General features: G+C 57.7%; 23 protein-coding genes. All 23 read left to right on the top strand.

The window, feature by feature from the left end; all coding sequences use genetic code 11:
- The first annotated feature begins 1 nt into the window (after position 1).
- The 23 genes from ACSEXW_RS06200 (at position 2) to ACSEXW_RS06090 (ending at position 18,266) form a co-directional block, all read left to right on the top strand.
- A complete protein-coding gene (locus ACSEXW_RS06200) occupies positions 2–562 on the top strand; it encodes a 4Fe-4S dicluster domain-containing protein (protein ID WP_438445503.1) in 561 nt (186 codons plus the stop codon).
- 27 nt (positions 563–589) lie between these two features.
- The gene (locus ACSEXW_RS06195) at positions 590–1,126 is read left to right on the top strand and encodes a Rieske 2Fe-2S domain-containing protein (protein ID WP_438445245.1); all 537 of its coding nucleotides are present in this window, start codon (positions 590–592) and stop codon (positions 1,124–1,126) included.
- Positions 1,116–1,301 (top strand): hypothetical protein, encoded by a 186-nt coding sequence (locus ACSEXW_RS06190; RefSeq protein WP_438445244.1) that lies wholly within the window; start codon positions 1,116–1,118, stop codon positions 1,299–1,301. The genes ACSEXW_RS06195 and ACSEXW_RS06190 overlap by 11 nt, the downstream gene beginning before the upstream one ends.
- A 1-nt stretch (position 1,302) precedes the next feature.
- Complete coding sequence (locus ACSEXW_RS06185; RefSeq protein WP_438445243.1) at positions 1,303–2,859, top strand: nitrate/nitrite transporter; 1,557 nt, start codon at positions 1,303–1,305, stop codon at positions 2,857–2,859.
- Positions 2,846–3,175 carry a hypothetical protein gene (locus ACSEXW_RS06180; RefSeq protein ID WP_438445242.1) on the top strand — a complete coding sequence of 110 codons (330 nt, stop codon included), beginning with the start codon at positions 2,846–2,848 and terminating at the stop codon, positions 3,173–3,175. Before ACSEXW_RS06185 ends, ACSEXW_RS06180 begins: the two co-directional genes overlap by 14 nt.
- A 31-nt stretch (positions 3,176–3,206) precedes the next feature.
- Complete coding sequence (locus ACSEXW_RS06175; RefSeq protein WP_438445241.1) at positions 3,207–3,509, top strand: hypothetical protein; 303 nt, start codon at positions 3,207–3,209, stop codon at positions 3,507–3,509.
- Positions 3,510–3,540: 31 nt separating this feature from the next.
- Entirely contained in the window at positions 3,541–4,548 is a 1,008-nt protein-coding gene (gene moaA, locus ACSEXW_RS06170) for a GTP 3',8-cyclase MoaA (RefSeq protein WP_438445240.1), read from the top strand.
- Between the two features lie 84 nt (positions 4,549–4,632).
- Positions 4,633–5,895 (top strand): molybdopterin molybdotransferase MoeA, encoded by a 1,263-nt coding sequence (locus ACSEXW_RS06165; protein ID WP_438445239.1) that lies wholly within the window; start codon positions 4,633–4,635, stop codon positions 5,893–5,895.
- The gene (gene mobB / locus ACSEXW_RS06160) at positions 5,892–6,407 is read left to right on the top strand and encodes a molybdopterin-guanine dinucleotide biosynthesis protein B (RefSeq protein WP_438445238.1); all 516 of its coding nucleotides are present in this window, start codon (positions 5,892–5,894) and stop codon (positions 6,405–6,407) included. The genes ACSEXW_RS06165 and mobB overlap by 4 nt, the downstream gene beginning before the upstream one ends.
- Positions 6,408–6,578: 171 nt before the next feature.
- Positions 6,579–6,884 carry a PadR family transcriptional regulator gene (locus tag ACSEXW_RS06155; RefSeq protein ID WP_438445502.1) on the top strand — a complete coding sequence of 102 codons (306 nt, stop codon included), beginning with the start codon at positions 6,579–6,581 and terminating at the stop codon, positions 6,882–6,884.
- Positions 6,885–6,886: 2 nt separating this feature from the next.
- Positions 6,887–7,258, top strand: coding sequence for a DUF1048 domain-containing protein (locus tag ACSEXW_RS06150; RefSeq protein WP_438445237.1), 372 nt, complete (start codon positions 6,887–6,889; stop codon positions 7,256–7,258).
- 1 nt (position 7,259) lies between these two features.
- Entirely contained in the window at positions 7,260–7,613 is a 354-nt protein-coding gene (locus ACSEXW_RS06145) for a DUF1048 domain-containing protein (RefSeq protein ID WP_438445236.1), read from the top strand.
- Positions 7,610–8,371, top strand: a complete 762-nt coding sequence (locus ACSEXW_RS06140; protein WP_438445235.1) for an ABC transporter ATP-binding protein — start codon at positions 7,610–7,612, stop codon at positions 8,369–8,371. Before ACSEXW_RS06145 ends, ACSEXW_RS06140 begins: the two co-directional genes overlap by 4 nt.
- A 1-nt stretch (position 8,372) precedes the next feature.
- Positions 8,373–9,143: an ABC transporter permease gene (locus ACSEXW_RS06135; protein WP_438445234.1), complete on the top strand. Its 771-nt coding sequence runs from the start codon at positions 8,373–8,375 to the stop codon at positions 9,141–9,143.
- A gap of 191 nt (positions 9,144–9,334) precedes the next feature.
- On the top strand, positions 9,335–9,799 hold the full coding sequence (locus ACSEXW_RS06130; RefSeq protein WP_438445233.1) for a hypothetical protein: 465 nt from the start codon (positions 9,335–9,337) through the stop codon (positions 9,797–9,799).
- A gap of 36 nt (positions 9,800–9,835) precedes the next feature.
- Positions 9,836–10,531: an HAD family hydrolase gene (locus tag ACSEXW_RS06125; protein ID WP_438445232.1), complete on the top strand. Its 696-nt coding sequence runs from the start codon at positions 9,836–9,838 to the stop codon at positions 10,529–10,531.
- Between the two features lie 129 nt (positions 10,532–10,660).
- Positions 10,661–11,704 carry an L-lactate dehydrogenase gene (locus ACSEXW_RS06120; protein WP_438445231.1) on the top strand — a complete coding sequence of 348 codons (1,044 nt, stop codon included), beginning with the start codon at positions 10,661–10,663 and terminating at the stop codon, positions 11,702–11,704.
- A gap of 32 nt (positions 11,705–11,736) precedes the next feature.
- Positions 11,737–12,291: a chromate transporter gene (locus ACSEXW_RS06115; RefSeq protein WP_438445230.1), complete on the top strand. Its 555-nt coding sequence runs from the start codon at positions 11,737–11,739 to the stop codon at positions 12,289–12,291.
- Between the two features lie 316 nt (positions 12,292–12,607).
- The gene (locus ACSEXW_RS06110; protein WP_438445229.1) at positions 12,608–13,111 is read left to right on the top strand and encodes a TRAP transporter small permease; all 504 of its coding nucleotides are present in this window, start codon (positions 12,608–12,610) and stop codon (positions 13,109–13,111) included.
- On the top strand, positions 13,108–14,412 hold the full coding sequence (locus ACSEXW_RS06105; protein WP_438445228.1) for a TRAP transporter large permease: 1,305 nt from the start codon (positions 13,108–13,110) through the stop codon (positions 14,410–14,412). The genes ACSEXW_RS06110 and ACSEXW_RS06105 overlap by 4 nt, the downstream gene beginning before the upstream one ends.
- Positions 14,413–14,527: 115 nt before the next feature.
- Positions 14,528–15,559: a TRAP transporter substrate-binding protein gene (locus tag ACSEXW_RS06100; RefSeq protein WP_438445227.1), complete on the top strand. Its 1,032-nt coding sequence runs from the start codon at positions 14,528–14,530 to the stop codon at positions 15,557–15,559.
- Positions 15,560–15,661: 102 nt separating this feature from the next.
- Positions 15,662–17,524, top strand: a complete 1,863-nt coding sequence (locus ACSEXW_RS06095) for a cache domain-containing sensor histidine kinase (protein ID WP_438445226.1) — start codon at positions 15,662–15,664, stop codon at positions 17,522–17,524.
- On the top strand, positions 17,517–18,266 hold the full coding sequence (locus ACSEXW_RS06090; protein ID WP_438445225.1) for a response regulator transcription factor: 750 nt from the start codon (positions 17,517–17,519) through the stop codon (positions 18,264–18,266). The genes ACSEXW_RS06095 and ACSEXW_RS06090 overlap by 8 nt, the downstream gene beginning before the upstream one ends.
- Positions 18,267–18,300: the final 34 nt, after the last annotated feature.

Raw genomic sequence — 18,300 nt, 5'->3', positions numbered from 1 at the left:
GATGAAGCATATTCTCTATATCGAGATGGACAACTGCATCGGCTGCCGCAGCTGCCTGGCGGCGTGCACCCAATGCGGCGGCCACGAGGAGCGGAACCGGAATTACGTGTATGACGTGAACCCGTTCGTCAACCGGCAGACCATTCCGATGATGTGCCTGCACTGCGTCAATCCGCCGTGCGCCCGGAGCTGTCCGGCCCAGGCCATCCAGATCACGCCCGAAGGGGCGGTGCTGTCCGCCCTGGTCGAGAAGTGCGTCGGCTGCCAGAATTGTACGATCGCATGTCCTTATGGGATACCGAAGTTCGATGAAGAGCAGAATTTGATGTATAAATGCGATCTGTGCTACGACCGCACCAAGGAGGATATTCCTCCGATGTGCGCCAGCGTCTGCCCGACCAACACGCTCCAGTGGATCACCGAAGACGAGCTGGCGGCGAAGAAGGCGGACCATCAGCTGGGCCAGTGGCACGCCAGCAAGCCGTACGATCCCTTGGAGACGGAAACCCGGGTTCAGATCAGCCTGCCGGGTATCCTGCAGGGCAAGCAAAAGCTGTATTGATACTCCCAACCCGAGGAGGAATGAGAGATGAGCGGCCAAGAGGAACGGCAGCCGGTCCGGGTGGACCCGAAGGACGACAACTATACCCACAATATTCATAAGCAAAATGAACGAAGCCTCGACCGCCGGGGCTTCATGAAGACGATGGTGGGAGCGGCAGGAGTATTCGCCGTCTCCACTCTGCCCTGGGGCGTCATCGCCGGCAAGGAGCTGGCGGGCCTAGGCGGCAAGAGCCACGCCCGCAAGAAGATCGCCGACGCGGCGGCGCTGAAGGTGGGCGACACGGTGGAGTTCGCCTATCCGGGCGAGCACGAGTCCGCGCTCTTGATCAAGCTGGGCGACAACAAATACGTCGCGTACCAGAATGCCTGCACCCACCTGCGGTGCCCCGTGTTCTATCAGAAGGACAGCAACGAAATGATCTGTCCCTGCCACCACGGCAAGTTCGATCCGTCGAACGGCAAGCCGCTGGCGGGACCGCCGCGCCGGCCGCTTCCGGAGATTGTACTGGCGGTGGAGAGCGGCTCGATCTATGCGACGGGAGTGAAGAAGTATGAAGCGTAGCTGGAGGGGCGTCATCCTCTTGTCCTGCGTGCTGTTCCTGAACATTGTCTGCACGCAGCTGACGGTGAACAATTTTTTCTACGAGCGGTATGAGAATGTGCTGGTGTTCGCAGCGGCGAATCTGCTGCTGTTCCCCGTAGCTTGGTGGATCTATAAGAAAGAGGCGAAACGCTAAGATGAGAACCCAACGCGTACAATTGCCCCTTCAGACGGTCAGCTTGGTGCTCGGTTTTATGGTATGGGTCATGCTGTCTTCCTTGATGCCGTTCATCAAGGAGGACATTGTCATGAACCCCACGCGGATCGCATGGGTGACGGCGGTGCCCGTCCTGTGCGGCTCGCTGCTGCGCATTCTATTCGGCTATTGGACCAACCGCATCGGCGCGCGCATCATGTTCGGCGTGAGCTTCGTGCTGCTGCTGGGTCCGGTGTATTTCTTAAGCCGGGCGGATTCCTTCTGGGATCTGATCGCCGGGGGATTGTGCCTCGGCTTGGCGGGCGGCGTCTTCTCCGTCGGCGTCACCTCTCTGCCGAAGTATTACCCCAAGGAGCGCCATGGCTTCGTCAACGGCATCTACGGCGTAGGCAATCTGGGGACCGCCTTCAGCACCTTCGGCGCACCGGTCCTGGCCGAGCGAATCGGCTGGCAGACCACCGTGGCCTGCTATATGATTCTCTTAGCCGTGATGGCCGGGGCCAATTTCCTGCTGGGTGACCGGGCGGAGCCCAAGGTGGCGACGTCCCTGACCGCCCAGATCAAGGGCGTCTACAAGAATCAGAAGCTGTGGTTCCTGTGCTTGTTCTACTTCATCACCTTCGGCTCCTTCGTGGCCTTCTCCGTCTATCTGCCCAACTTCCTGGTGACCCACTTCGGCTTGACCAAGGTGGATGCGGGACTGCGGACGGCGGGCTTCATCGTTCTGGCCACCTTCATGAGGCCGGTAGGCGGCTGGCTGGCGGACCGGTACGATCCGTTCCGGATCCTGATGCTGGTGTTCACGGGCTTGGCTGCGGCAGCTGTCGTTCTGTCGTTCGCGCCTTCCATGGCGGTCTATTCCGCAGGCTGTCTGACGATAGCCTTGTGCGCCGGGACGGGAAATGGTACGATTTTCAAGTTGGTACCCTTGTATTTTACGAAGCAGGCGGGTATCGCCAACGGCTTGATCTCCGCCCTCGGCGGACTGGGCGGCTTCTTCCCGCCCCTCATGCTGGCCATGCTCTATAACCTGACGGGGCATTATGCCATCGGATTCATGGCCTTGTCCCAGGTAGCCCTGGCCAGCCTCCTGATCGTCGTGTACCTGTATTATCAAGACCGGGTCCGCATGGCGGAAGCGATTATCCGGAGCACCGGGCAGGCAGTCATGGTGACCAGCCGCCAAGGGGTGGTATTAAGCGTCAACCCGGCCTTCACGGAAGTAACCGGCTACAGTGCGGAAGAGATGATCGGCCGGAAGCCCAGCGTGCTGAAGTCCGGCAGGCAGAGCAAGCAGTTCTATGAGGCCATGTGGCGCGATCTCACGCAAGAGGGCTGCTGGCAAGGGGAGATCTGGAACCGGCGGGCCAACGGCGAGATTTACCCGGAATGGCTCACGGTCAGCTCCATCAAGAGCGATACGGGGGAAACCGCCTATTATGTGGCGGTGTTCAGCGATATATCGGAGAAGTACCAGGAGCATGCGGCTGCCGCCCATGACCCGGCCCGAGGGGGGAGCTCCCATGCCGGCGCTTAGCGAATTCGAGCTGGAGATGGTCTTCATCCGGGAAGCCGGAGTAACGGCGGAGTCGCCGGGATTCCCGGCAGAGGTGGAGCGGGAGCTGGACCGGTTGTTCCGGCCGTACGGCCAATGGGGGATGAACCGGAAGGAACAAGGCCCGCTGGAGATGGTCGTCGTCGAGATGAAGGGCATCGGTCCCTGGTGTACGGAGGACGAGATGCTGGACTATATGGAATCGAAGTCGCAGGCTCCCGTATGGGAGAATCTGCAGGGCTACCGGCTCCGTGTGGAGCCCAAGGAGGATGCCGGCTGCTGCAAATGCAAGAGCTGACCGCCCAGAGGCGGTGGAAGGAGGGCGGAGCATGGCTGAACCGGCTGGAATCGATTGGGAACGGGTGCTATTCCGCTACAAGGGGTGGAAAATGAAGCTCCAGATCGAGGACGCCTCTGGAGCCCATCAGACGCAGGTCCGCTACCACACGCTGGAGCGAGTGCTGCTGACGGAGCCCGGCGAGCTCCGGCTGTACCTGAACGAGGTGCAATTTCTGGCCGTTCCCCTCTTCGAAGGGGAGCTGACCGGGCACCGGAGCACGCCGGAGGGCGGGCAGTTCTATTCTAAGGATATGAGCCGGGACCTGGTGTACCGGATCGACTTTTACCCCTGAACGGGGGATTAACGGCAAAGGACGGGATGGCATGGCGCAGGGGCTGACGGACGGCTACGGGAGGACACACGATTATTTGAGGATCTCGGTGACGGACCGCTGCAACCTTCGCTGCGTCTATTGCATGCCGGCCGAAGGAATGGAATTCGAGCCGGACGAGAAGCTCCTGACCTTCGACGAGATGGAAGCGGCCGTGCGGGTCATGGCGGGTATGGGGATCCGGAAGCTCCGTCTGACGGGCGGGGAGCCCTTGACCCGCAAGGGCTTGGAGGAGCTGGTGGCCCGTCTGGCGGCGGTGCCCGGTATTGAGGACATCGCCCTGACCACCAACGGTATCTTCCTGGCCCGCAAGGCCGAGGCGTTGAAGGCGGCCGGGCTGAACCGCGTTAACATCAGCCTGGATTCCCTTCAGGCCGACAGGTTCCGCCAGATCACTCGGGGCGGAGATGTCCGCCGGGTGCTGGAGGCGGTGGAGGAATCGCTCCGCGTCGGATTGGAGCCGGTTAAGTTGAACGTGGTCCTGATGAAGGGGTACAATGAGGAGGAAATCGCCGACTTCCTGCGCTTGACCCTGGATAACCGGGTGACGGTACGCTTCATCGAATATATGCCGATCGGCGGCAGCGGCGACACCTGGCGGAGCCGCTACCTGCCTCTGTCTACCGTGCTGAAGCGCTGTAAGCAGGCCGGATGGATCGCCGAGGCGGAGGGGCAGCCGGGCGGCAACGGGCCTGCGGAGTATTACCGGATCCGGGGAGCCGCCGGCGTCTTCGGTCTGATCCATCCGGTCAGCGACCACTTCTGCAGCTCCTGCAACCGGCTGCGCCTGACGGCGGACGGCTATCTGAAGACCTGTCTGTACTGGTCCGACGAACAGCAGATCCGGCGGTATGCCGGTGACCCGGAGGGCTTGGAGCGGATGATCCGCCGCGCCGTGGCCTTGAAGCCGAAGAACCACGAGATGGCGCTTGATCTGCAGAGCAGGCTGGAGAACGGCGGGACTCCTACGGCGCGCACCATGTCCCAGATCGGCGGATGATGCCGGCTTCCGGTCGGGAGGATCCTTAAAGCGTGGCGCCAGGTGACGCGGGAAGAGAGAGGCGGGGAAGGGAGAACCAAGAGCATGAAGTTCAATCGTGAGATCATCCCGGCGGGCGAGGCCCAGAGCCGGGTTATGCAGCATGTACGGCCCGGAGCGGCGGAGCTGGTGCGCTTGGAGGATGCCTGGGGAAGGCGTCTGGCGGAGGACTTGACAGCCGCCCATCCGGTGCCCCATTTCCGCCGTTCCGGCATGGACGGATTCGCTCTGCGCTCCGTTGAGACGGCGGGAGCGTCTGTGGAGACGCCGGTCCGCTTGAAGGTCGCCGCCACCATTCCGTGCGGCGAGGTTATGCGGGAGCCGCTGCTTCCGGGCCAAGCCGCGCGTATTATGACCGGCGCGGCCGTGCCGGACGAAGCGGATGCCGTCATTATGTTCGAGCAGACGGATAGCGTGGTGGAAGACGGAGTTGCTTATGTAAGCGTACATAAAGAAATGCGCCCGGGTGCCAATGTGTCCGAGGTCGGCTTGGAGATGCGGCAGGGTGAGCTCCTGTTGGAGGCCGGGCGGATTATCGGAGCCGGCGAATCCGCACTCCTGGCCATGTTCGGGCATTCGCAGGTCCGGGTAGCCGTCCGCCCCCGGGTGGCCGTATTCGCCACTGGAACCGAGCTGCTCCGTGTCGACGAGCCTCTGGTTCCCGGGCGGATCCGCAACAGCAACGGCTACATGCTGGCGGCCCAGGTCCGGGAGGCGGGAGCCGTTCCGTTCATCATGGAAGCCATACCCGATGATGTGGAGCTGGCTAAGAAAGCCATTCTCCGCGCCATGGACGAGTACGATGCGGTGGTCACCACCGGCGGGGTATCCGTCGGGGATTACGATATCTTGTACGACCTGACCCAGCAATGGGACGGGGAGCTCTTATTCAACAAGGTGGCTATGAGACCCGGCAGCCCGACCACGGCAGGGGTCCGTAACGGCAAGCTGCTCTTTGCGCTGTCCGGCAATCCGGGAGCCTGCTTCGTGGGCTTCGAGCTGTTCGTCCGGCCTGCACTCTATGCGATGCAGGGAGTCCGGCAGCCCTTGCCGGCGGAGCATCAAGCCGTATTGTCGGTGGATTATGCCAAGGGGGACAAATTCACGAAGTATCTGCGCGGCGTCCGGACGGTAGCGGAGGATGGCACCGTATACGTCGCTCCGGTGGGAATTGACGCCTCCAGCATCACCGTATCCATCCGGGATTCCGATTGCCTGATCGTCATTCCCTTCGGAGAGAACGGAGTCCAAAAGGGTGAGACGGTCCGGGTAATCCCCTTGGGAGCATGGGGAGGGACCGGAGCATGAGAACGAACGGCCCCGTAGTCGTCCAAGTCGTCGGCTGGAAGAACGCCGGCAAGACGACCCTGGTCTGCAAGCTGGTGGAGGCTTTGTCAGCCCAAGCGCTGGAGGTAGGCACCGTCAAGCACGACGCCCATCGGTTCGAGATCGATCACGAGGGCAAGGATACCTGGCGCCACCGTCAGGCGGGAGCACGCCGGGTCGCCATCTCCTCCGAACAGGAGGGGCGCACCTGCTATATCGAAGAGCGCTACACGCCGCTGCCGGACATGCTGGAGCGGATGCAGGATATGGATTATGTCGTGGTGGAGGGCTTCAAGTCAGAGGGCTACCCGAAGATCGTCATCATCAGGTCCCAGGAGCAGCTGGAGCTGTTGGACCGGGTGGCGCCGGTCTGGGCGGTAGCCAGCTGGCTGCCGCCGGGCTCCATCTCGCCGGAGGCGTCCTACGGGGCGCCGGTATTCGATGTGAACGATCTGGACGGGCTTCTCGGCCGGGTCTTGGAATTGTGGAGTTAATGCGGTCGGATCGGGGGTGCCCGGTCCGGCTTTTTTTGTTGGGGGAGAAAAATCTCAAAGGGCCTATTGCGCAATCCAGTACTTCGTGTTACTATGTAGTAGTAGTCAGTGATGCTTCATACCAGTCGTACAGAATAGCGAGGGGTGATCCTGTTGGAGAATCTGACGGAAATGCTCAAAGGGGTCCTGGAAGGCTGCGTCCTCGAAATCATCAGCGGCCAAGAAACGTACGGCTATGAAATCACGCGGCAGCTGAATGCTCTTGGCTTCCCGGATGTGGTGGAGGGTACGGTGTATACGATCCTGATCCGGCTTGAAAAAAGCAAGCTGGTCGAGATCACCAAAAAGCCCTCCGACATGGGGCCGCCGCGAAAGTTCTTCGCTCTCAATGACGCAGGACGCGAGGAGCTCAGAAGGTTCTGGGAAAAGTGGGAATTCGTCTCGTCGAAAATCAATCAATTAAAGGAGGAGCGCTAACGATGCTGGATGCGATTATGAAACGGATCATCGGCGATCTGGAAGAGAAGCGGGCTTATAAACAATTGATGAAGAGGGTTGACGCCCTGCCGAAGGACTACCGCTATGCCTTCCGCAAGATTCAGCATTACATGTACAGCGTCGGTCCCGTTGGCGGTGACCTTACGGTATTTACCGATCTGACGATGTTTACGAGCTTGGTGGAATGGTTCGAAGCAAGCGCCGCAGAGGGCCGGCAGGTTCTGGATGTCATCGGGCAGGACGTCGGCAAGTTCAGCGATGAATTCATGCGCGCATCGGTCTTCCATCCGGATACACGGCGAGAGCAGCTTAATCAAGAGATCATGAACAGATTCAATAAGGAGGATCACTAATATGATGGAGCTTATCAAAAAACTGATCGGGGATAAGAAAGAGTACAAGGAGCAGATGGCAAGGGCCGAAGCGCTGCCGAAGGACTATCGGTTCGTCTTTGAGAAGATCCACGGCTACATCTGGAGCTTCGCAAGCGGAGACGGCTCCGACATGCTGAAGACCCAGAATGAATTGATCGAGCTGTTCGAAGCCAACGCGGCGGTAGGCAAGCACGTTCTCGATGTGACGGGCGAGGATGTTGCCGGGTTCTGTGACGAGTTTATGCGCGATACGAGAAAGTGGACCGACAGCTATCGCCAGAAATTAAACCGCAGCTTGAAGGACAAATTCGGAGGGGGGCGTGATTCAAAATGAAAGAACTTGCCATTCGGGTGAAGGACTTGAAAAAAAACTACAAAGACGCTGAAGTTCTGAAGGGTGTCCATTTCGAGGTGGAAAAGGGAAGCATCTTCGCCCTGCTCGGCTCCAACGGTGCAGGCAAGACCACAACGGTCAAGATCTTAACCACGCTGCTCCGACCGGACAGCGGATCGGCCGTCGTCAACGGCTTCGACGTCGCGGCTAAGCCTGATGCGGTCCGGCAGTCCATCAGTCTAACCGGGCAGTTTGCCGCCGTGGACGAAATTTTGACCGGCCGGGAAAACCTGATCCTGATTGCCAAGCTGCGGCACCTCTCGAATCCGCGTCAGGCTGCGGACGATCTGTTGAAACGCTTCAGCTTAACCGACGCCGCTGACCGCAGGGTGTCCACTTATTCGGGCGGCATGCGCCGCAGGCTGGACATTGCCATGAGTTTAGTCGGCAAGCCGCAGCTTATCTTCCTCGACGAGCCGACCACCGGGCTTGATCCCGAAGGACGCATCGAGGTGTGGAAGACGGTGAAGGAGCTGGTTAAGGGCGGCACGACCGTATTCCTGACCACTCAGTATCTGGAGGAAGCGGAGCAGTTGGCCGACCGGATCGCCATCCTGCACGAGGGCCGGATCATTGCAGGGGGTACCCTCGAAGACCTGAAGAAGCGTTTCCCGCCGGCTAAGGTAGAGTATGTTGAAAAACAGCCGACCCTAGAGGATATCTTCCTTGCTATCGTCGGTAAAAAGGAGGATAACTAATATGGAAACGACAGGAAAACATTTCTTCAGCGATATGGCCGTTATGCTCGGACGTTCCATGCGCCATATCTTCCGCAGTATGGACACCATCATTTCCGTCACCATCACCCCTATCGCCATGATGCTGCTGTTCGTGTATGTGCTCGGCGGCGCGATTCAGACCGGCACGGATCATTATGTAAATTATCTCTTGCCCGGCATTCTGCTGATTGCGATCGCAAGCGGCATATCCTACACGGCCTACCGTCTGTTCATGGATATGCAGCGCGGAATCTTCGAACGGTTTCACTCCATGCCGATAGCCCGCTCGGCCCCGTTGTGGGGCCATGTGATGACCTCGCTGGTGTCCAACGCCATATCCCTTGTTGTCATTATTCTGGTGGCACTAATCATGGGCTTCCGCTCATCGGCCGGTGTGCTGTCTTGGCTAGCAGTCGCCGGAATCCTCGCCCTGTTCACGCTGGCCCTGACCTGGATCGCCGTCATTGCCGGGTTGTCCGCCAAATCGGTGGACGGCGCAGGGGCCTTCTCCTACGCGCTGATCTTCCTTCCCTTCATCAGCTCTGCGTTCGTGCCGACCGAATCGATGCCGTCCGTCGTCCGTGCTTTTGCCAATAACCAGCCGGTGACTTCCATCGTGGAAGCGATCCGAGCACTGCTGGCGGAGCAGCCTGTCGGTAATGATATCTGGATTGCGCTGGCTTGGTGCATAGGGATCCTGATCATCGCTTATGGGTTTGCGATGCGCGTTTACAAGAGAAGAGCGGCTTGATGGGAACCCGGATGACGATAAGCGTGCCCGACATTACTGTGATGGCCATATGAGCCGATAACCGTGAGGAAACTCACCGTTGTCGGCTCTTTTTTTTGTGAACGCTCTATGGCGCAGCCGAAAAAGGATGGCGGGTTGAATCAACTGTTGGTAAAATAAGGGATGCGAAAAGCGGGAAAGGGAGGAATCGTATGGAATCGGCCGAGCTGAGCTACAGGGTCAAGCACCCCAGAGCGGTCTTCAATTTAGTCCTGTTTGGATTTTGGGTGATAATATGGAGCTTCAAGGTTGCGGACTGGGCGGGCGAGGGCGGCATGAACGGGTTTTTCACGGCAGGGGCCGCCTTGTTGGACCTCCTGCTGGTGATCTCCATGATATTGATCGTACGGCGGATGACGAAACCGTTGACCTTGAAGCTGGAGCCGGACGCCATCGTAGGCACGGACGGCCGCCGATATGCCGCGGATGTGCTGGATCGGATTATCGTTCATGGTTCGCGAATCGGATGCAGGGTCAAGGGGAGACGGACCATTCCGACGGCTTTGTATTTTCGATTTTTGCCGGACGAAGAGCCTGCCGCGCTGCGGGATTTGACCGATTGGGCGGAACGGAACGGATTCAAGCTGGAGCGGCGGTTTTTCCAATCCTGGTATTGACACCAACAGATCAGTAGGGCAAGGAGCGAAGCGGATATGGGAAGATATGATATCGTCAGTCTGGATCTATTCCAGACTCTGGTGGATGTGGACAGCCGGCAGGAGCACGTCTGGGGTCCCATCTTAAAGGAGACGTATTCAAAAGAAGCTGCGGCAAGGCACGGGGAGATGAGGCTGCGGAAGTTTTTTGCCCATTGGGAACGGGCTAGAGATTCCCGGGAATTCGTGCTGATGCGGCCGGTATTCCGGGACAGTCTTGCGGAGCATTTCCTGGAGAACGGCATTACCTTCGACTGCGAAGAGGCGTTGGAGCTTCTGATCCAGGAGCATACGAATTCGCAGCCCTATGAAGAAACGGAAGACTTCCTCGACCGGGTTACCCGGGAATACAAGGTCTGTATCCTGAGCGATGCAGATGATGATATGGTTCCTGACATTAACAAGCGCTACAGGATCGACCTATTCACTTCGGAGCGCCTTCGGTCCTACAAGAATGACCGGAATAACACCATGTTCCATGCCATGCTGGACACGTATCAGGTGGAGCCCAGCCGGGTCATTCACATCGGCGACTCGGTCTCGGACGTGGCGGGCGCCCACAGAGCGGGCGTCGTTTCGTGCTGGATCAACCGGCACGGCAGGGAATGGAGCCATCCGGTCCGGCCGGACTTCGAGATCGCCAATCTGAATGAACTGTGGCCGATTCTCCAGGAATCGGACCGGGTGAAGTGAAATTCCAACTGACGGTCTTCATTTATTCCAGCATTCGTGTGAAATACATGTTATAATAGGTAACATTGAATTGCAATGGAATATAATAGGGTTACAGACAGCATGTTAACGTGGAGAGGGTGCTTGGATATGGGGTCCAATATCAGGAAGGTGGCTATTGTAGGCACGGGACTGGTCGGGTCCAGCTGTGCGTATGCGATGATCAACCAATCGGTCTGCGAGGAGCTGATGCTCGTGAACCGAAGTCCGGAGCAGGCCTTGGCCCAGGCATTGGATCTGTCTCACTGTATGGATTTCACGTACTCCCGGACGAAGGTTTATGCCGGGGATTTCGACCGCTGCGGGGACATGGACGTGGTGATCCTGGCGGCCGGAGGGAATCCGACCAAGCTTCAGAGCCGGCTGGATGTGATGGAATCGTCGGTGGACATGGTCAGGGACGTCGTCCCGAAGATCATGCAGAGCGGCTTTAACGGAATCTTCGTGGTTGCAAGCAACCCGGTCGATATCGTCACGTATGCGGTATGGAAGCTGTCCGGACTGCCGCGGAGCCGGGTCGTGGGAACGGGAACCTCCATCGATTCTTCGCGCTTGAAGACGCTGCTGTCCGAGGTGTTCCCGGTGGAGCCCAAGAGCGTGCAAGGGTACGTGCTCGGTGAACACGGCGAGTCCCAGTTCGTGGCCTGGTCCCATGTTACCGTCGGGGGCAAGCCGATCCGGCATATCATCCGACAGAACCCTGGCCGGTTCGGACACTTGGATCTGGACGACATTGCCGACCGCACCAGGCTGGCCGGCTGGGAGATCTACAAGCGCAAGGGCTCCACGTACTTCGGCATCGGCAACGCACTGGCCTTCATTACGCGCTCCGTATTGAACGATGACCACAAGATCATCGCCGTCTCCGCCGTTCTCGAAGGGGAATACGGGGAGAAGGATGTCTGCGTGGGGGTACCGGCCATCATCAGCCGGGACGGCGTTCAGGAGGTCGTGGAGCTGAATCTGGACGAATCGGAGCTGGAGAAATTCCGGAGCTCCTGCGCCGTCATCCGCAGCTGCCTGACTTCGGCGAAGCTGGTGGAGAGTGAGCCGGAAGGGCTGCCGCTTCCTGCGGATGCGGTGTCGGAGGATAACGGCCTGTCCGTCCGGGAATCGGGGGACTATTCGATCTAGAAGGAACCGCAGCAACAGGATTGGAGGAGGACATGAACCTACATACGTTATGGAAGCTATTCGTCGCCTTCGGTACGGCCACGCTGTTAGGCTACGGGGGAGGGCCTTCTATCATCCCGCTGTATGAGCATCAGGTGGTGGCCCGGTACCAGTGGCTCGATACCGAGGATTTCGGGCGGTCCTTGGCCTTCGCCAACGCTTTGCCGGGCCCCATCGCAACGAAGCTGGCCGCTTACATCGGCTTTAAGGTAGCCGGCTGGTCCGGGGCCGCCGTTGCGCTGGCAGCGGTGGTGCTGCCGACGGCTCTCTTGATGATCGCTTTGTCCGGCATCATGCTGAAGCTGCAGAATAACCAGGTCGTCCGGGGGATGATCCGGGGAATACAGCCTGTCATCTTCGTCATGCTGGCCATGCTGGCCTACGATTTCGTCAAATATGCGGTTCAGCCTGCAGCGGGACCGATGCCCTTTTTGCCGTTCCTGATTGCGGCGGTCTTCTTCATCATGGTGCATTATTATAACGTCAATGCCGTCTGGGGAATTGTCATGTCCTTGGCAGTCGGCGCCCTCTTCATGCGGGGAGGATAAGGTAGAGTATAGGACTCAGGCCCCGGCGGATTCCCGCCGGGGCCTTTTTTTGATGGCTTCAGAAGTGTTAGAGATGGAATAGACGCAGCGCTTTTGGAACATAATCTAAACACGAGACGAGGTTTTCCGTGCCATCGTACCAACGACTTAGAACGCGGACAGCGACTGGTACCGACGGTCCTTCGGGACACAAATCTAAAAAAAACACAAAAACACCTAAAACTCATAGCATTATCAAAGCCTCCGGAATCGCTTACAATTACCACATGAAAGCACTTACACACTCACACAACTAGAAAAAAGGAGGAACAAGCAAGTGAAGATCCTAAAGAAAATTGCATTGGCGATCGACTCCATATTCGAAAACTTCGCCCTGACCGCAATTGTAGCCATGGCGCTTATCGTAACGATGCAGGTCATCACCCGGAAGTTGTTCAACTTCGTCTTCTTCTGGTCCGAAGAAGTGACGCTGCTCTTGATGGTGTGGTTCTCGTTCATGGGAATCGCCATCGGGTTCCGGGAGAAGCTCCACCTGGCAATGGACAGCTTCACCAATCTGTTCGGGAAGAAATTCAACAAGGTTCTGGACAAGATCATTCTGGCGTGCGTATTCGCCTTCGGTCTGTATCTGGTCAAGAACGGCTGGGATTTCACCGTATTGATGTCCGGTTCGACCCTGGCAGCCACCAAGCTGCCGAACAGCGTTCAGTACGCGGTCATGCCTCTGTCGGGCGTCATGATCTGCGTCTACTCGCTTCTGCAATTCATCGGCATTGAGACCATAAGGCATGAGAACATCGACGAGGAGGTGCCGAAATGAACCAAGACATAGCCATTCTGATTCTGGCGATTTCGTTCTTTGGCCTGCTGCTCTTGCGTTTCCCCATCTCCATCAGCTTGGCCGGCTCCACCCTGGTCACCATCATGTATCTGGATCTTCCGTGGGTTGTCGTCGGACAGCGGATGATCCAAGGCATCAACTCCTTCCCGCTGCTGGCTATCCCCTTCTTCATCTTAGCGGGGCAGATCATGAGTGAGGGCGGTATGGCCATAAGGCTTGTCAACTTCGCCCAGCTATTCGTCGGATCGGTACGAGGCGGTCTCGCACTCGTAAACTGCGTAGCCTGTATGCTGTTCGGTAACATCTCCGGCTCTGCTGCGGCAGACGTATCGTCCATCGGCTCCGTTCTGATTCCAGCCATGAAGAAAAAAGGCTACGACGCGGATTACGCCGTAGCGGTTACCACCTCGGCATCCATCCAGGGCGTTATCTTCCCGCCCAGCCATAACCTGGTCCTGTTCTCCGTTGCTGCGGGCGGCATGTCCGTATCCAACCTGTTCATGGCCGGTATCGTTCCGGGCCTGGTTCTGATGTTCACCCTGATGATCATCTCTTACTTCATCGCCGCCAAGCGGAATTATCCGAAGGGCGACCCGATTACCTTGAAGATGGTTCCGAAGATCGTCCGTGACGGCTTCTTGTCTCTGATGACCGGTGTTATCATCTTGGGAGGCATCCTGTCCGGCTGGTTTACAGCCACCGAGTCCGGCGCCACCGCCTGTGTGTATGCGTTCATCTTGACCTTCTTCGTCTACAAGGACGTTCCTTTGAGCCGGTTTATCGTGGTAGTCAAGCGTACGTTCCGTACGGTGGCAATGGTCTTGTTCCTGATCGCCGCATCCGATGCCTTCGGTTGGATCCTGGCTTATCTGAAAGTACCGTCCATGTTGACCGACGCCTTCTTGAGCGTATCCACCAATCCGTATATCATCTTGTTCATGATCAACATTCTCTTGCTTCTGATCGGCTTCCCGATGGACATGGCGCCGATGATCCTGATCATGACTCCGATCCTGCTGCCTGTAGCTACCGCACTTGGCGTAGATCCGATCCACTTCGCCATTATCATGATTCTGAACTGCGGCATCGGGCTTATAACACCGCCAGTCGGTACGGTCCTATTTATAGGATGCGCCCTAGGCAAGGTTCCCGTCAGTCAAGCCACCAAGGCCTCGTGGCCCTTCTTCGCAGCCATGTGCGTCGCCTTGCTGCTAGTTACCTACATTCCGCAAATATCACTATGGCTGCCGGGGGTAGTGAACGGATACGGAGTGCCTTAAGACCGCATACTACAGCATAGAGCTTCAATGACCTGAAACAATCCTGCAGGCTTTGGCAACGCTTCAAGCATAATGGGAGCGTACAAATAAAACTAATACAAAGGGGTATAGCCGAATGAACAAAAGGATGCTTACTGGGGTAGTAGCCACCGTTCTGGTAACGGGAACGATTCTTGCAGGTTGCGGCGACAAGAATAACGCCGGCGGTAATACCGCCGCTTCTCCGGGAGCCGGAGAGAAGAAAGCTACCTTGACCTTCCGTCTTGCCGAGTCCCACCCGCCGGATTATCCGACTACCCTCGGGGATAAGAAATTCGCCGAGCTGGTTGGCCAGAAGTCCAACGGACGCATCAAGATCGAGGTATTCCCTTCCGCCCAGCTGGGTGAAGAGAAAGCCGTTATCGAGCAAGTGCAATTGGGCGCTATCGAATTCACCCGTGTAAGTACCGGCCCTATGGCCGAATTCAACAAGGCCCTCGGCGTATTCAGCTTGCCGTACATCTTCAACAGCGAAGAGCACGAGTGGAAATTCCTGAACAGCCCGGACGGACAAAAGCTGCTGGACGGCTTGAGCGCCTCCAAGTTCATGGGTCTGGCCTACTATGATTCCGGTGCCCGTAACTTCTATACCCGTAAACCGGTGAAATCCATCACCGATCTGAAGGGCATGAAGATTCGCGTTATCCAGAATAAGGTTAACATTGACTTGATGTCTGCACTGGGAGCAAGCGCCACTCCGATGCCTTACGGCGACGTATTCAACGGTCTGCAGACCGGCATCATCGACGGTGCAGAGAACAACTGGCCGTCCTACTTCACCTCCAAGCACTACGAGCAAGCCAAAAACTTCATTGTAGATGCCCACCAGCGCGTTCCGGAGGTTCTGATGGCCTCGAAGGTCACTTGGGATAAGCTCTCCGATGAAGACAAGAAGATCGTGAAGGAAGCCGCTCAAGAATCCGTCGCTTACCAGCGTGAGCAGTGGAAGAAGTTCGAGAAGGAATCCGAAGAGAAAGTGAAGGCAGCCGGTTCCACCATCACCTACGTAACGGATCTGAAGCCTTGGCAGGATGCTGTTAAGCCGATGATTGAGAAGTACCGTGCGGAATACAAGGATGTTCTGGAAGCCATCGAAAAAACGAAGTAAGACGTAAGGGAGGCCCTGATGCCTCCCTTTTCTTGCTTCTATGCGGGCCGCCCGGAAATGCTATAATAATAGGAAGACTTCGAATGGAAGGGGGGTGCGGCCATGGGTTGGAACGGACTGCAGCGTTACTTTATGCAGAAGATTTTCCTGCGGAACCGTCCGCTGGTGACCCGGCTGCTGGTATCTTCCGCTATCCTGGTCATCATCCCGATGCTCATGATCGGCATTATCTCATACCACCGGTCCTCCACCGTACTGGAGAATGAGACGAGACAGTACAGCTGGCAGATTATCGAGCAGGTCAAGTCCCATGTGGAGCATTACGTCCGGGATATCGAGATCATCTCTCTCAAAATCATCAATCACCCCGATATGGTCCGGCTGATAAAGATGAATCCCCTTGATGAGGCAGGGCTTGCGGCAATCCGCCAACCGGTTTCCCAGCTGCTGCAGAACTCGGCCTATTCCCGTTCGGACATCTCGAATATCAGCTTGTTCATGAATGACGGACTGATGGTGGATCTCCGCGGCGATTACAGCACCAAGCCGATGGCTCAGCTGAAGGACGAATACTGGTACAAGTCGGCGCCCGCCAATGGGGAGCCGATGCTGGTAAGCCGGGTGACCCAGTGGAGGGGCGGAAGCGAGCCGGTCATCTCCATTGTGAAGAGGCTGGTCAGCCCGCATACGCTGAGCCCTATCGGCATGCTGGTCATCGATGTGAATTATAAGCGGTTTCAAGAAATTGCGGATCTCGTCACCATCGGGAAGACCGGCTATATGGTGATTATGGATTCCCAAGGGCATTATGTCTATCATCCCGATCTGTCCCAGCTGGGGACGAAAGCGCAGCTCGAGGGCATGGATGCCATGCAAAAAAACGGCCACGGCTCCTTCGTGACGTCCAGCCCCGTCAGCGACTTCCTGACTTACAGTCACTCGACCTTTCTCGGATGGACGCTGGTCACTTCCATTCCATACCTGGAGATGACCGCGGGAGCCGATTATATCGGACGGACCATCATCTACTGCATCGCGGTGACCTTGGGTATTGCTTATCTGTTCGGCATCGGCCTGGCCTCCAGCATCATCGGACCGGTCCGGCAGCTGCAGCGGCTCATGAAGAGCGTGGAGCTGGGGGATTTCAAGAAGAAGGCGGTCGTGTCGTCCCGTGACGAGCTCGGCATGCTGGCTCACGGCTTCAACAAAATGGTGGGCAATCTGAGCGAGCTTCTGGACCAGATCTACTTCTCGAAGCTGCGGGAGACGGAGATGACCCTGCAGCAGAAGGAGACGGAGCTGAAGATGCTCCAGGCCCAGGTCAATCCCCACTTTCTCTACAATTCCCTTGAAACAATACGCGGCATGGCCTTGGACCGGGGGATGGACGATATCTCCGATATGGCGTCTTCCCTCGCCCGGCTGCTCCGCTATAATCTGAAGAGCACCTCGCCCTACGTCACGTTGAAGGATGAATTGGAGATCTGCGAGATGTACCTCCGGATCCAGAAGTTCCGGTTCGAGGATAAGCTGGAGTACGAGTTTGATGTACCGGAGCTCTACCGCAGCGAGAAGATCGCCAAATTCTCCATCCAGCCCATCGTGGAGAACTGCGTGGTGCATGGCTACGAGGCCGGCAGCGGGATGACCCGGATCAGGATTTCGGCGCAGGTTCAAGCCGACCGGCTGTACGTGAACGTGGAGGATTCGGGTGCCGGCATCCCTCAGGAACAGCTGATCCACATCCGCGAGAATCTATTGGACGGGGGACCGGAGACGGCTGGCAACCATATCGGGCTGCGCAACGTGCATCGGAGAATTGCCCATCTCTTCGGCGAGTCGTATGGGATCTCGGTGGATAGCATTCTAGGCAAGGGTACCCGCGTCTCCCTGTGTCTGCCGCGATCCCAGGCGGAGCGCAGGGACAAGATGGTGGAATACGGAGAGGAGGCGCCATATGCCTGATATCTTGATGGTGGACGATGAACGATGGGTGCGAACCTCGCTCAAAAAAGTGATCGAACGAAGCGGGCTGCCGTTCCGGGTGGTCCAGGAATGCTCCAATGGGCTGGAGGCCTTGGATTGGCTGGAGAATCATACGGTGGATGTGGTCATGACGGATGTGAAGATGCCCGTGATGGACGGCATTACCATGGTCAGGCAGCTGAAGGAGCGGAACCTGTCGCCGGAGCTGGTGATGGTCAGCGGCTACGACGACTTCCAATTCGTGCAGTTTGCCCTGCGCGCCCAGGTGGTGGATTACCTCCTGAAGCCGGTGGAGGTGGAGGATATGGGCCGGTGCCTGGCCTCGATCAGCGAACGTTTGGCCAAGGCCCAGGCTCAGGCCCTAGCCGCAGTGCCGGCCGAGGAGCCGGAGGAAACGGGACCAGAGTCTCCGATCCAGACGGCTATCCGGCATATCCGTTCGGTGCTTCCCGGGGAGGTTACGCTCCAGGATGTGGCCGCCAAGGTGCACCTGAATCCTTCGTATCTCTCCCAGCTGTTCAAGCAGCAGATGGGAATCAATTTCGTTGATTATGTCCTGGAGCAGCGGATGGATAAGGCGAAGCAGCTCTTGTCCCAGACCACGCTCCGGATCTCCGAGATTGCCGAGAGGGTCGGCTACTCGGATATTGCCTACTTCAGCAGCACCTACAAGCGGGTAACCGGACAGACGCCTTCCGAATTCCGGAAGAGCAGAACGTAAGCATCCAATCAGTCTTCCTTCAGGGGAAGGCTAT

The organism is Oryzibacillus soli, assembly GCF_051594765.1.
In the GTDB taxonomy this organism is placed as follows: domain Bacteria; phylum Bacillota; class Bacilli; order Paenibacillales; family NBRC-103111; genus Paenibacillus_AR.
Note: the sequence above shows the minus strand (reverse complement) of the source record. Positions and strands in the feature narration are given on the sequence as shown.